This window comes from Synechococcus sp. CS-603, from assembly GCF_977929215.1.
Genome location: NZ_OZ376778.1, coordinates 828,544 through 841,627, shown reverse-complemented (window position 1 = coordinate 841,627; position 13,084 = coordinate 828,544). Strand labels below are relative to the sequence as shown.

Annotated in this window: 16 protein-coding genes and 1 tRNA gene; 8 read left to right on the top strand and 9 right to left on the bottom strand. The window is 64.5% G+C overall.

All coding sequences use genetic code 11. The features are described from left to right. Positions 1-19: 19 nt before the first annotated feature. From ACXMDM_RS04375 to ACXMDM_RS04365, 3 genes are all read right to left on the bottom strand, one after another. On the bottom strand, positions 20-436 hold the full coding sequence (locus ACXMDM_RS04375) for a hypothetical protein (RefSeq protein WP_186437611.1): 417 nt from the start codon (positions 434-436) through the stop codon (positions 20-22). Beyond that, positions 417-881, bottom strand: coding sequence for a DUF6554 family protein (locus tag ACXMDM_RS04370; RefSeq protein WP_233830564.1), 465 nt, complete (start codon positions 879-881; stop codon positions 417-419). Before ACXMDM_RS04370 ends, ACXMDM_RS04375 begins: the two co-directional genes overlap by 20 nt. Before the next feature lie 80 nt (positions 882-961). Further along, positions 962-1,483: an AbrB family transcriptional regulator gene (locus ACXMDM_RS04365; RefSeq protein ID WP_071800748.1), complete on the bottom strand. Its 522-nt coding sequence runs from the start codon at positions 1,481-1,483 to the stop codon at positions 962-964. A 92-nt stretch (positions 1,484-1,575) separates the two neighbouring features. Here ACXMDM_RS04365 and ACXMDM_RS04360 point away from each other — a divergent pair, with 92 nt between their 5' ends. From ACXMDM_RS04360 to ACXMDM_RS04350, 3 genes are read left to right on the top strand one after another with little or no spacing between them, the layout of a single operon-like run. Then, complete coding sequence (locus ACXMDM_RS04360; RefSeq protein WP_233830561.1) at positions 1,576-1,929, top strand: helix-turn-helix domain-containing protein; 354 nt, start codon at positions 1,576-1,578, stop codon at positions 1,927-1,929. Then, positions 1,926-2,219, top strand: coding sequence for a DUF8683 family protein (locus ACXMDM_RS04355; protein ID WP_499570162.1), 294 nt, complete (start codon positions 1,926-1,928; stop codon positions 2,217-2,219). The genes ACXMDM_RS04360 and ACXMDM_RS04355 overlap by 4 nt, the downstream gene beginning before the upstream one ends. A 51-nt stretch (positions 2,220-2,270) precedes the next feature. Then, positions 2,271-2,594 carry a hypothetical protein gene (locus tag ACXMDM_RS04350; protein WP_499570160.1) on the top strand — a complete coding sequence of 108 codons (324 nt, stop codon included), beginning with the start codon at positions 2,271-2,273 and terminating at the stop codon, positions 2,592-2,594. Positions 2,595-2,768: 174 nt separating this feature from the next. On the opposite strand, the gene ACXMDM_RS04345 is transcribed toward ACXMDM_RS04350, so the two are convergent. The 3 genes from ACXMDM_RS04345 to ACXMDM_RS04335 all read right to left on the bottom strand — a co-directional run bounded on the left by ACXMDM_RS04345 (position 2,769) and on the right by ACXMDM_RS04335 (position 4,561). Further along, positions 2,769-2,840, bottom strand: a tRNA-Gly gene (locus ACXMDM_RS04345). A 43-nt stretch (positions 2,841-2,883) separates the two neighbouring features. Continuing rightward, on the bottom strand, positions 2,884-3,357 hold the full coding sequence (locus ACXMDM_RS04340; RefSeq protein ID WP_071800746.1) for a hypothetical protein: 474 nt from the start codon (positions 3,355-3,357) through the stop codon (positions 2,884-2,886). Between the two features lie 49 nt (positions 3,358-3,406). Then, the gene (locus ACXMDM_RS04335) at positions 3,407-4,561 is read right to left on the bottom strand and encodes a pyridoxal-phosphate-dependent aminotransferase family protein (RefSeq protein ID WP_071800745.1); all 1,155 of its coding nucleotides are present in this window, start codon (positions 4,559-4,561) and stop codon (positions 3,407-3,409) included. Positions 4,562-4,632: 71 nt separating this feature from the next. Here ACXMDM_RS04335 and cbiD point away from each other — a divergent pair, with 71 nt between their 5' ends. From cbiD to mrdA, 5 genes are all read left to right on the top strand, one after another. Then, entirely contained in the window at positions 4,633-5,835 is a 1,203-nt protein-coding gene (cbiD, locus tag ACXMDM_RS04330) for a cobalt-precorrin-5B (C(1))-methyltransferase CbiD (RefSeq protein WP_071802082.1), read from the top strand. Between the two features lie 31 nt (positions 5,836-5,866). After that, complete coding sequence (gene guaA / locus ACXMDM_RS04325; protein ID WP_071800744.1) at positions 5,867-7,465, top strand: glutamine-hydrolyzing GMP synthase; 1,599 nt, start codon at positions 5,867-5,869, stop codon at positions 7,463-7,465. 81 nt (positions 7,466-7,546) lie between these two features. Beyond that, the gene (locus ACXMDM_RS04320; protein WP_071800743.1) at positions 7,547-8,155 is read left to right on the top strand and encodes a DUF8672 family protein; all 609 of its coding nucleotides are present in this window, start codon (positions 7,547-7,549) and stop codon (positions 8,153-8,155) included. A gap of 81 nt (positions 8,156-8,236) precedes the next feature. Then, on the top strand, positions 8,237-8,626 hold the full coding sequence (locus tag ACXMDM_RS04315; protein WP_071800742.1) for a hypothetical protein: 390 nt from the start codon (positions 8,237-8,239) through the stop codon (positions 8,624-8,626). Positions 8,627-8,631: 5 nt separating this feature from the next. After that, on the top strand, positions 8,632-10,413 hold the full coding sequence (gene mrdA, locus ACXMDM_RS04310) for a penicillin-binding protein 2 (protein WP_071800741.1): 1,782 nt from the start codon (positions 8,632-8,634) through the stop codon (positions 10,411-10,413). Between the two features lie 16 nt (positions 10,414-10,429). Here the strand turns inward: mrdA and ACXMDM_RS04305 are convergent, their stop codons facing one another. The 3 genes from ACXMDM_RS04305 to psb34 form a co-directional block, all read right to left on the bottom strand. Further along, positions 10,430-11,563: a glycosyltransferase family 4 protein gene (locus ACXMDM_RS04305; RefSeq protein ID WP_071802081.1), complete on the bottom strand. Its 1,134-nt coding sequence runs from the start codon at positions 11,561-11,563 to the stop codon at positions 10,430-10,432. A gap of 35 nt (positions 11,564-11,598) precedes the next feature. Continuing rightward, complete coding sequence (locus ACXMDM_RS04300; RefSeq protein ID WP_071800740.1) at positions 11,599-12,795, bottom strand: NAD-dependent epimerase/dehydratase family protein; 1,197 nt, start codon at positions 12,793-12,795, stop codon at positions 11,599-11,601. Positions 12,796-12,879: 84 nt separating this feature from the next. Beyond that, complete coding sequence (gene psb34 / locus ACXMDM_RS04295) at positions 12,880-13,047, bottom strand: photosystem II assembly protein Psb34 (RefSeq protein WP_071800739.1); 168 nt, start codon at positions 13,045-13,047, stop codon at positions 12,880-12,882. Between the last annotated feature and the right edge of the window lie 37 nt (positions 13,048-13,084).

Below are 13,084 nucleotides of genomic sequence, written 5' to 3'. Positions count from 1 at the left end.
CTGGGCCTGATCAGCCGGATTAACGCAACGACTGCGGCAGCGGGGCACGCTCGCGGCAGCTTTCCTGGCGGACGCGGACATCAATGCCCAGCTGGGGATCCCCATCGACCTCACCGCTATCGAGCAGGGCGGCGGCTTGATCGATATCCCTGCAGGCTGCCTTGGGATCTTCGTTGAGGCTATGAAGCACGAAGCGATCGTTCAAGGGCTGCGGATCCTGGGGGAACTGCGCTACCACCTGATCACAGGCCAGCAAGGCCTTCTCCAGCGCGTCCACCCTGACGTCCTTCAGGCAGTCGTCACGGCTGAGGCGATTGGGGTCGAGCGGCGGTGGCGAAGCCCGGCAGGCCCCCAGGCAGACCCCGACAAGAGCAATCACCAAAAGCCGCAGGGAACGGATCACCGCAGAACGGATCTCAATAGTTGTAGCGATCATCCCTGGTGGTCCCACCACTGGGAATGGCCATGGGGCCTTCAGCGAAAGCGCTGTTGTCCGCCGTACCCCGCTGGGTCGGGGCGGAGGCTCCCTGTTCCGAGCCGAACAAAGCCCCCAGGTAGCGGCCGCAATCGGGGAAGGCACTGGGATTGTTGACCACGGCCTCGGTGATCATCACCGCCCCGTGCTGAGGCGATGTCTTGAACAGGCTGGCGCTCTGCCGTTTGATCAAGGCATAGGCGGCCGTCCAACTGACCTCATGGTCATTGCCTGATTGGCGCATGAAGCAATACACCTCCGCCCCTTTGGAGGAAGGATCGGAGCCTGCAGCCACCGTGGTCTGGCTGCGAACCGGTGCCGGCAGCACCAAGGCAGCCAGCACCGGTGCCAGAACGACGCCAAGACGCAGCAGCGGCGAGAGACGAAGCGAACGCAGAGCAACCATGGAAAGCGTTGGTGAACCCGGACCTATGGGCCCAACGTATCGGCCAACTTCCAACTGTCGAGGGCCAGGGCCTGTCTTGATCAACCGGAGGGATGACCCGTTGTGGTCGAAGCGAGCAAGCGCACGGCCAGCGGCAGCACGATCAGCACGGTGATCAGCCGCACAACATGAAGGGTGGCCACCGCGGCCCCAACCCCGAACTCCGCGCCCACCAGGCTCATGCCGGTGATCCCACCCGGCGCGGCCCCGAGCAACATGATCACCGGATCAACCCCGAGCAGCCGGCTGCACCAGAGCCCGACCACCAGGCCGGCCGCCACCAGCGTCACGGTGATCAAGATGGCCGGCCGCCAGAGCAGACGAAGTTCACTCAGCGCCGAACCGGTCAGGCCGGTACCGATCACCGTGCCGATGCCGATTTCCAACAGGGTGCGCGTTCCCATCGGCCACTCTGCGGCCTCAAGACGGCCACTCATGCTGACCAGGCCAGCCCCGAGCAGGGCGCCAGCCAGGGGGGCCGCTGGAATCCCCGTGCGCAGTGCCAAAAGCCCACCCACCAGACCGCAGAGCATGTAGGGCAGCAAAGAACTCGTCAGGGCCATGCCCGGGTGGTCGATCAGAGCTTCCGCAGTCTGGACGCTGACTTGAGTCCGGCGAGTTTTTGTGCTGTCATCGGCTCTACTGCCGCTCCTTGATGGCACCTGAATCGGTTTCCTTTCGGATCACGCGCACGGCCGAAGACCTCGCCCAGACGGTGAGCGCCCTGTCCCACCGACTGGTGAAGTTGGAACAACGGCTCGGGACGCTGGAGCTGGCTTTGGATCATCGCCAGGAGGGCGATCCCGGCGAACTGGCTGCTCTGACGAATGTGGAGGGGCTGCTCCGTGATTGCCGGCTGCTTCTAGATGACTCATCCGAGGCTTCCGATCCTCCCATTCAGGACTCCCTGCAGGACTCCGTTGAGAACTCCGTGCAGGGACCGGAACCGTTCTCGACGCCGCTGACCACGGCCGCCGAAAAACCGGAAGGCTTCGCCAACGCCGCTTGAGCACTGAGCCCGTATCGCATCACACGGCCTGGGATGTCAAAATGAAAAGAAATGCAACCATGGCGCCTTCGTTTCCGGCCTGCCCTCTGCCCCGTCCCCTCAGCGCAGAGCAGCACAAGTCAGGCTCACCCCGTCAGCCCGCTTCGGTGTTCATCGAGGGAGGACATCAGCTTGAAAAACTTGAATTCTCCCTTGCTGTCGCCATGGCCAAAGGGGAGTTTTCGAGGGCTGATCAGCTCCGCTCCATGATTGCTGATCTCGGCGGAGAAGGGGAAGAACCAGGCACTTGATAACGCTGCAATGTAATCTGCAGAGGTTTGGCAATCAGAGTTGATTTTTCTGTGGCTCCTTTTCAACTTTTAAGCAAGCCCCGCTCCATCTTAAAGGACAATTCACCGAGGACTTCGCAGAGGAATACGTCTGTTTTGACGCAAACGAACGCTGTTCATCTGAACGATTCCCTGCGCAACGTCAGCCTCCAGCAAAAAGGGCAGCGGGCGGCCCTGCTGCTGGAGCTTGAAGGATTGGAAGCTGAAGCACAGCAGGCAGCAGCCCAAGGAGACCTGGGCAAGGCGGGCCGTGGAATCCTCAAGATTCTTGATTGCGAGAGGCGCGTCAGCGGCTTGGGCCCACAGGTGCTCCAATTGATCAAGCCCCGTTCTTGATCCAGCCAGACGCTTCTCAATTCAGGGTTAAGCGTTACAGACCCATTTTTGTTTCATCCAGCCCAGCGGCCAGCAGGAAGAGGTTGCGCGCGCGACGTTTCGCTGGATGAACTGACTCAATTTTTGGCCGCGCTTTTGCCTTTTGTCTGAAAAAGCTTTAAACTGTTAATAGCAAGCGGGTGACCGGATTCGAACCGGCGACGTTCAGCTTGGGAAGCTGACATTCTACCACTGAATTACACCCGCACTCACCCAAAGTAGCAAACCTCTTGCTCGCGGGGCCATCCCATCACGTGCCGTTGCCCGGCGCTGGCGGGGCGGTGGGTGAGGCTTCTGCCGATTCCTCTGGACAATTCACCTGCTGCGAGACCCTGCGGCGGGCAGCGATCACGGGGGCAGCCTCGGTCTTGAGCTCGCCGGCGGCTTCCTGGAGGGTCAGGGTCTTGTTGGTGGTCACCCGGGTGGCTGCGGCGTCGAAGGCCTTGAGCTGGTCGCGGAAATCGCGCAGGCGATATTTCTCTAGCAAAGCTTCCGACTGGTTCAGGCTGGCCAGGGAAGAGCTGAGAGCCAGGTTGGCCACCTTGGCCTCCCCCACCGTGGAGCTTGGCTCGAGGGCCGCAACCTCCTCAAGAGCCGTGCCGACGCCCGCCAGGTTGTTGCAGATCTTGGCCTCAAGCTCTGCTTCGGTCTTCTCGGTGTCCTGCTGGCAGCCCGCCGCAGCGAGAGAGACAACAGCCAGAGCCAGCGCGAGGGAGCGGCGCATGTCAGACAGGGCGTTTTGTTCGGCCTGAACTTACCGCCGCCCCTGGGTGTCAGCCTTTGGCCAGCTCGACGGCAGCAGCGGCCACCCCCGCACCAGCCGCTCCCTTGGCCAGTCCCAGCGCCGCCACGGTGGCCTCAATGGCCGCCACGGCGGTGAGCAGATCGCGGTCGCAGACGAAACCGAGGTGGCCGATCCGGAAGACCTTGCCCTTGAGGTGATCCTGTCCGCCGGCCAGCAGGATGTCGAACCGCTCCTTCACGGCTTTGCGCAAGATTTCGGCATCGATCCCCTCCGGTGCCACGGCGGTAATCGAGGGGCTGCCGTGGCCGTCGGCGGCATAGAGCGCCAGACCGATCCCCTTCATGCCCGCCTGGGCAGCGCGGCGGTGGCGGGCATGGCGGGCAAAAATGGCCTCAAGCCCTTCGGCCTGCATCATCTCCAGGGCTGCCTCCAGGGCGAAGTAGAGATTCACCGGAGGGGTGAAGGGGTTGCTGTCTTTGGCCGCGGCTTTGCGATAAGTGGCCAGGTTGAAATAGAACTTCGGCAGATTGGAGCGTTCCTGGGCTTTCCAGGCCCGCTGGCTCATCGCCACGAAGCCAAGGCCAGGCGGCATCATGTAACCCTTCTGGGAACCGGAGCCCACCACATCAAGGCCCCAGGCGTCCATCGGCACGTTGCAGGCGCCAAGGCTGGTGACACAGTCAGCAACGACCAAGGCCTGGCCATGGGCATGAACGTGGCGGGCGATCGTTTCGAGATCATTGATCACGCCGGTAGAGGTTTCCGAATGGGTGAGGATCACGGCCCGGATCCGCTTGTCGGTGTCAGCTTCAAGGGCGGTGCGGAAGGCTTCAGGATCCAGGGGCTGGCCCCACTCCGCCTCGATCACCTCCACCTCGAGCCCGTAGGCCCTGGCCACCTTCACCCAGCGCTCGCCGAACTTGCCGTTGTCCCCGCAGAGCACCTTGTCGCCCGTGCTGAGCACGTTGATGATTCCGGCTTCCATCGCCGCCGTGCCGCTGCCGGTGAGCGCCAGCACATCCGCTTCGGTCTGATGCAACCACTTGAGCTGGGCGGTGGTGCGCTGGACAATCGCCTGGAACTCAGCGCTGCGGTGGCCGATCGGATGGCGGCTCATCGCCAGCAGGACGCTCTCCGGCACCGGGGTAGGACCGGGGATCATCAGGGTCAGCTTGTCCTGCATGGCAGTGGCGCGGAAGGTGGGTGCGCGGCGGCGCGATCATCCAGCTTAAAAAACGGCCTTGCGACCCTCCGATCAGCGCCGCCGCGATGACCTCCCCCAGCGGTTTCACCCTGCCGGTCTGGGTGGCAGCAGCGGCGCGCGCCGCCGTGCAGGCCCTGGTGGCTGGCCCGGATCAGGCCGCCGGTCCGCTGGATCCAGCTCCACTGCTGGAATTGCTCGATCCGCCGGGATTGCGGCCTGTGCCCGTCGAAGCCGCCGCCCGCCTGGGAGGGGGAACGGCCCTGGGCATCAGCCGTTGCCAACCCGGCGAGGGGCTTGATCTCACCCGCGATCTGGCCATCTGGGTGTGGGCGAGCGCCTGGCCTGCCGGCGAAGCGCCCCCCCGGCAGGGCACAGGCGAGTGGTTGCGGCTGGAGGCAGGCGAAGGCGTCGGTGTGCACGCGGGGAGTATCGATGGGGGGGCTGGCCAAGGAGGCAGTTCCGAGCTTTGCCTCTCCAACTACGCCCGTCAGCTGCTGGACGTGAACCTGCGGCCGCTCTGGCCCGACGGCGAGGGCCTGCGGCTGCGGATCATCTTTCCCCAGGGGCGCCGGCTCGCCGAGCGCACCAGCAACGCGGCCTTCGGTGTGGTGGATGGCCTGGCCCTGATTGGCACCCAGGCCATCGTTCAGCGCAGTGCCGCCCCCGACCAGCTGGAGGCTTGCCTGGCCGAGCTGCGTCAGCGTGCCGCCGCACCCGGTTTCAGCGGAAATCTGGTGGTGGTGATCGGCGAGAACGGCCTGGATCTGGCGCCGCGGCTGGGCCTGCCGGCGGAGCTGTTGCTCAAGGCCGGCAACTGGCTGGGGCCGGTGATCGTGGCCGCGGGCGAGGCGGGTGTGCGGCAGCTGATCCTGTTCGGGTACCACGGCAAGTTGATCAAGCTGGCTGGCGGTATCTTCCACACCCACCACCATCTGGCCGACGGCAGAGCCGAAATCCTCACCAGCCTGGCGGCCCTGGAGGGGGTGAGCGGCGAGCCCCTGGCCCAGCTCCATGGCGCCGCCACGGTGGAGGCAGCCCTCGCTGGACTTGCATTGCTCGATCCCCAGCTGGCGGCACGGCTGGAGCAGCGACTGGCGGACACGATCGAGCAGCGCAGCCAGGCCTACCTGGCCCGCTACGGCGATTTCGACACGCGTGTCGGAGCGGTGCTGTTCGATCAGGCGCGCCAGCTGCGCGCCTGCGGCTCTGAGGGAAAGCGGTTGCTGCAGGCTTTCGGGCACCCTCTAGGGTGAATTGAAAGGGCCTGGCCGCCGCAACGGTCGTATGTCGAACGCTTCACAATCCTCTGAACAACCGGAATCCAAGCGCCATCCAGCCATCGTCATCCTCGACTTCGGCTCGCAGTATTCCGAGCTGATTGCCCGCCGGGTGCGGGAAACGGAGGTGTACTCGCTGGTGATGGGCTACAGCACCAGCGTTGAAGAATTACGCCAAATTGCCCCGAAGGGAATCATCCTCAGCGGTGGGCCCAACTCCGTCTATGCCGAGGGGGCACCGCTCTGCGATCCCGGCCTCTGGGATCTCGGCATTCCGATCCTCGGTGTCTGCTACGGCATGCAGTTGATGGTGCAGCACTTCGGTGGGGCTGTGGAAGCAGCCGGACGGGGCGAATACGGCAAGGCGCCTCTGCTCGTGGACGATCCGAACAGTCTGCTCAGCAACGTGGTCGATGGCTCCACGATGTGGATGAGCCATGGCGATTCGGTCACCACCATGCCCGCGGGTTTCGTGCGACTGGCCCACACCGCCAACACGCCAGAGGCGGTGATCGCTGATCACCGGCGCCATCTTTACGGCGTTCAGTTTCATCCGGAGGTGATTCACTCCAGCGGAGGCATGACGCTGATCCGCAACTTCGTGTACGAGATCTGTGGCTGCCAGCCTGATTGGACCACAGAAGCCTTCATCGATGAAGCCCTCGCCGATGTTCGCGAACGGGTTGGTGATAAGCGCGTGCTGCTGGCCCTGTCTGGAGGGGTGGATTCATCCACTCTGGCGTTCCTGCTGCACAAGGCCATCGGCGACAAGCTCACCTGCATGTTCATCGACCAGGGGTTCATGCGCAAGGGGGAACCTGAATTCCTCACTGAGTTCTTCGACCATCAATTCCACATTCGCGTCGAATACATCAACGCCCGCGATCGCTTCCTCGACAAGCTCGACGGCATCAGCGATCCCGAAGACAAGCGCAAGATCATCGGCGCTGAATTCATCCGGGTGTTCGAGGAGGAAAGCAAGCGCCTCGGTCCCTTCGATTTCCTCGCCCAGGGCACGCTTTACCCCGATGTGATCGAATCGGCTGGAACGGGCGTGGACCCCAACACCGGTGAACGGGTGGCGGTGAAGATCAAGAGCCACCACAACGTGGGCGGCCTGCCCAAGGATCTGCAGTTCAAGCTGGTGGAGCCGCTGCGCCGCCTGTTCAAAGATGAGGTGCGCAAGGTGGGCCGCAGCCTGGGCCTGCCCGAGGAGATCGTCCGCCGACATCCCTTCCCTGGCCCCGGCCTGGCGATCCGCATCCTCGGTGAGGTGAGCGCTGAGAAACTCAACCTCCTGCGGGACGCCGATCTGATCGTGCGTGAGGAAGTGCAGGAGGCGGGGTTATATCACGAGATCTGGCAGGCGTTCGCCGTGCTGCTGCCGGTGCGCAGCGTTGGGGTGATGGGCGACAAGCGCACCTATGCCTATCCGATCGTGCTGCGTTGCGTGTCCAGCGAAGACGGCATGACTGCCGACTGGTCCAGGCTGCCCTACGACCTGCTGGAGCGGATCTCGAACCGGATTGTCAACGAAGTCAAGGGCGTGAACCGCGTGGTGCTCGACATCACCAGCAAACCGCCCGGCACGATCGAGTGGGAATGAGGAAACCTGCCGCCAGAGCGCGCGTTCTCCACTGGTAAGCCCCCGGCAGCTTCGATACCATCGGGCACCAGCGTGATTCCCGTGACCGTCGCCACCCAGCCGGATCCCCAGCTGCAGCGCCGCCTGCAGCAGGACAGCATCCAGCTCGGCGCCAAGACGATCTTCCTGAATCCCTTTCTCTATTGGAGGCGCTTCGACGCCAATACCGACCGCTGGCTGCGCGAGCCAGGTCAGCTCCCGGAGGAGCAGATCCAGGCCAACCGCAGCCGTTTCTACCCCGAACTGCTCTGGGATGAGTTGTCCGATCAGGAACGGCAACTCAAGGACGGGGCCGTTGAGATGTTTCTCAAGACCCTCGAGCTGATCAGCACCTTCAACCCCGATCTGAGTGCCGGCCATCTGCTCGAGGTGGAGCGCAAGATGGCGGTCACCAAGAAGCGCTCCTTCGAGCGTTGGGTGGAGAAGGCCTTGGGGCGACGGCTCAAGGGTGAACGCAGGGAGCGGCGTCGCTTTGATCGGGAGCGCTGGTTGCGTGGCTGGGGCGAATGGCTGGGTCTGGACACAACCCGCCAGGCCCTGCTGCCCCTCACCACCCTGCTGGTGCTCTCGGCACTGGCCGGATCCTGGCTGGGATCGAGGCAATTCTGCCGGCCCGGACTGGTCCAGCCAGGAATTGAACGCAATCTCTGAGCAGCCCAGGTCCGAAGGGCGGCAAACTGGGACATCTGCAACAGGACATTCTTCCTGCTGCGCCGCGCTGCTGCCCGTGCCATGGCCACTGATCCCCTCGATGCCCTGAGGCTCTCCTTGATGCAGGATCTGCTGCCGGTGGGAATGGCTGTCGTCGAGCGGGCCCGCCGTGGCGGCCCCCGCCAGGTGGTGGATGCCTTCACCGGTTCGACCGATCCCCTCGCCCGGCTCAAACAGGAGGGAGATCCCGCCGCACAGGCCGTGCGCGAGAGCCTCGATCAGATCCAGCCGGGATTGGGAAATCCGGTGATGAAGGTGGAGGTGCGTGACATCCCAGTCAGTGAAGCGGTGACCACCAGCCCAGCCGGCCCGGGCGAGGGCGACCTCAACGCCGATCGTGAAGCCCTGCACGGGGCGCTGGCCGGGATCACCGCACGGCTGGCCTTGCTGGATCAACGGCTTGAGGCCTGAAGGCCATGGCCATCGGCTTGCTGGCTGGCGGGTCACGCCAGGCGGGGATGCGCCACCAACCGGCCTGGCTGCTGGGCCTGGTTCTTCTGGTCGCCACAGCGATCGGCGGCCGCTTGGCCTGGCTCCAGCTGGTCCACGGCCAGGAGAACCGGGAGATGGCCGATCAGAACCGGATCCGGCTGCTGCCCCGCCACCCGATGCGGGGCCGCCTGCTGGATCGCAACGGCGAGGTGCTGGCCACCAACCTCCTCAGCTACAACCTCTACCTCCTACCCCGGGTGGTCACCGAGGAACGCTGGCTATCGCTGCGCGATCGGCTCGCCGCCGTGCTGGATGTGTCCGTCGGCGAGCTGGAGCAGAAGCGGCGCAACGCCGGTAGCGGCGACGGCTATCGAATTCCGCTGGCCGGACCACTCAGCAGCGTCCAGGTGCTGCGTTTCAAGGAGCAGGGAACCGCCTTCGACGGCATCAACATCGACGTCGACTACCTGCGTTCCTACCCGAATGGAACGCTGGCGTCCCATCTGCTCGGCTACACCAGCAGCATCAACGAGGAGGAATACGGCCGCCTGGCCCGCGAGGGCTACCGGGTTCAGGACCGCATCGGCCGCAGCGGCCTGGAGCGGGTGTTCGAGTCCCACCTGCGTGGTGAGTGGGGCGGTCAGCAGCTGGAGGTGAATGCGGCAGGGGAGGTGCAGCGGGTGCTGGGCGACAAGCAGGCCCGATCCGGGAAGGATCTCAATCTCACCCTGGATCTGGAACTGCAACGGGCTGCGGAGAAGGCCCTCGATGGGGTGAAAAAGGGGGCGATCGTGGCGATGGATCCCCAGACCGGAGCCATCCTGGCGATGGCCAGTCGCCCGAACTTTGATCCCAACATGTTCTCGAAGGGTCCGACCACCGCCGAGTGGAACGAACTCAACAGACCCGAAGCGCCCATGCTGAACCGGGTGCTGCGGGCCTTTCCGCCCGCCAGCACCTTCAAGGTGATCACGGCCCTGGCCGCGCTGGAATCGGGTCGCTTCCACCCCGACTCCAAGATTCTCACCTCCAAGTCTTTCTGCTTTGACGGCCAGTGCTATGCCGATCACGGTAGTTACGGCAGCATCGGCTTCGCCTTTGCCATGGCCGTGAGCAGCAACAGCTTCTTTTACCGGCTCAGCCTGCAACTGGGGGCCGAAGACCTGTTCAAGGCCGCCCGGCGGCTGGGCTTCGGCAGCCCCACCGGGATCGAGCTCGATGAGGAGGAGAGCGCTGGCCTGCTGGGGGATCCCGCCTGGAAGCTGGAGACGCTCAAGGAGAGGTGGACCTCCGTTGACACGATCACCTCCTCGATCGGCCAGGGCGCGGTCTCGGTGACACCGTTGCAGATGGCCCGTCTCTACGCCGCGATCGCCAACGGCGGCTGGCTGGTCACGCCCCATCTGGTGGAGGGTCCAAGCTCTCGCGAGAACCTGGGGCTCAAGCCCTCCACCTTGAAGGTGCTGCGACAAAGCCTGCGTCAGGTGGTCACCAGCGGCACCGCCACCCTGCTGAACATCCCCGGCCTGCCGCCGGTGGCAGGCAAAACCGGCACCGCCGAAGACCCACCCCGGCAGGACCACTCCTGGTTCGGCGGCTATGCGCCGGCCGACAAGCCCGAACTGGTGATCATTGCCTTCGGGGAAAACAGTGGGGGCTACGGGGGCACCGTGGCGGCGCCGATGGTCAAGGCCCTGATGACCACCTGGTTCAAGTCCACACCGCCCAGCAACGAAATCCGCCCACTAACGCCTGCCAGCAACTGATCGGGCCAGCCGCCGATCAGCCCACCAACTGCAGCTTCGGCCTGGAAACCTGCCGGTAGAAGCCGCGCAGCTGGTCGGTGGCGGCCGCCCAGCCCCAGCGCTCCGCTTCTGAGCGGGCGGCCAGCCGCAATTCCTCGCGACGCTGCGGGCTGGCCAGCAGGCGGGCTGTTGCCGACGCCAGGCTGCTGGGCTCATCGGGGTCATAGAGACAACCGTTGACCCCATCGGTAACGATGTCCGGGATGCCGCCGCGGTTGGCGCCCACCACCGGGCAACCCGCCGCCATGGCCTCCAGCAGCACCAGCCCCAGGGTTTCGGTGCTGGAGGGGAACAGGAAAGCATCGGCACTGGCATAGGCGCTGGCCAGCTCTTCACCGGCCATGTAGCCGAGGAACGTGGTGGCGCTGCCGGCAAACACCTTTTCGAGCTGTTGGCGATGGGGGCCGTCACCGACTAGCGCCAGACGGGCCTGGGGCATGGCATCGAGCACGGGCCGAATCCGCTCGATCTGTTTTTCGGCCGAGAGTCGGCCGACATAGAGCAGCAGGCTGTCACTGTCGGCGTGCTGCCCCATTAGGGTGCGGCGCATGCCGGGATTGCGCAGCTCCGGCCGGAACAGTTCGGTGTCAACGCCCCGCTGCCAGAGGGCGGTGTGCTGGATGCCCCGCTGGCTGAGCTCCTCAACCATCGCCGTGGAGGTGCAGAGGTTGAGCTCGGCCTGGTTGTGGGCGGCTTTGAGCAGTTCCCAGAGCAAGGGCTCCAGCAGGCCGACGCCGTAGTGCTCGAGGTACTTGGGCAGATGGGTGTGATAGCTGGCCACCAGAGGGATCTGGCGCGACTTGGCCAGCCAGATGCCGCCCAGCCCGAGGACGGCTGGATTGACGACATGGACCAGATCCGGCGCGAACGCCTCCAGGGCTTCGGCAACCGCCGGCCGTGGCAGCGCCAGTTTGAGCTCGGGGTAGAGCGGCAGGGGCATGGCCGGAACGCCGATCACCCGGGCGCCCATGTAGGTGTCTGGACCCCCTTCAGGGCAGAACACCAGCACGTCCTCGCCCGCCGCCACCAGATGCTCGACCGTCTTGGTGAGCCTGGTGACGATCCCGTCGACCTTGGGCAGGAAGGTTTCGGTGAAAAAGACGATCTTCAAGGGGGGCCGCATGTCCAGGTGAGGTCTTGGCGGGTTCAGACCTTGGCCTCGACGGCCAGCGCCTGGGAGGAGGTCCAGGCGGAAACGCAGGGGATTCGGGAGCGATCGCAGCGGTCAGCCCAGCGGCGGGCCACATCGACCACTTCGGCCAGCAGACCATCTTCCAGGGTGGTGGGTTTGAGGCCCAGCTCAATCAGGCAGCGGTTATCGACGATCAGATCGTTCTCGATCGCTTCCTTGCGTGGGTTGGGCAGATGGCTCACCTTGGCGCCGGTGACGGCGGCCACCTTCTCGGCCAGATCCTTGACCTTGTGGCTTTCGGTCATCTGGTTGTAGATCCGGACCTTTTCGCCAGATTTGGGCGGGTTGGCGACGGCCAGCTCCACACACTTGACTGAATCGCGGATGTGAATGAAGGCGCGGGTCTGACCACCGGTGCCGTGGACGGTGAGCGGATAGCCGATCGCGGCCTGCATCAGGAAACGGTTGAGCACCGTGCCGTAGTCGCCGTCGTAATCGAAGCGGTTGACCAGCCGGGGATCGCGGTCAGTGAGATCGGTATTGGTGCCCCAGACGATCCCCTGATGGAGATCGGTGACACGGATGTTGTCGTTCTTGTTGTAATAGAAGAACAGCAATTGGTCGAGCGTCTTGGTCATGTGATAGACGCTGCCCGGATCGGTGGGGTGGAGAATCTTCTCGCGGAACCGGGTGCCATCGGGCTGGGGAACCTCAACGGTGAGGTAGCCCTCGGGAATCGTGGCGCCGCGGTGGGAGCCGTAGCCGTACACCCCCATCGTGCCGAGGTGGACAATGTGCACATCCAGGCCGCTCTCGACGATGGCGCAGAGCAGGTTGTGGGTGCCGTTGACGTTGTTGTCGACGGTATAGCGCTTGGTGGCGCTGGATTTCATCGAGTAAGGCGCGGCGCGCTGCTCGGCGAAATGCACCACCGCTTCGGGCCGCTCCTGGCGCAGCAACTCCAGCAGGCCCTCGTAGTTCTGGGCGATGTCGAGCGGCACAAAGCGAATGGGCTGGCCGCCGGTTTCCTCCCAGGCCCGCAGGCGGTCCTGCAGGTTGGCGATCGGGGTGAGCGACTCAACGCCGAGATCGATGTCGATCTTGCGACGGCTGAGATTGTCGACGATCACCACCTCGTGGCCGCCATCGGCCAGATTCACCGCGCACGGCCAGCCGCAGAAGCCATCGCCACCGAGAACGAGAACCTTCACGTCTGAACTCCTGCTGAACGAGCGAATGCTCCCTGTTGGCAAGCTACTACAGGCATTCAGCGCCTCCGCCGGGGCCCGGCCCGTTCAGCTGATCCCCACAGCCACAGCCAGCATCGCCAGCACCAGCAAGGACCCACCGATCAGCAACAGGAGCGTGGGGCGGCTGAGGCCACCACCGGGGACCACCACCTGGATCGGGGGCTCCTTGGCAAAGGCATTCAGGCGGCCGCCGTCTTCCCGTGTCACCGACATCGCAGAACCCCCCTGAAGAGAGGGCAAGAGTAAGCAC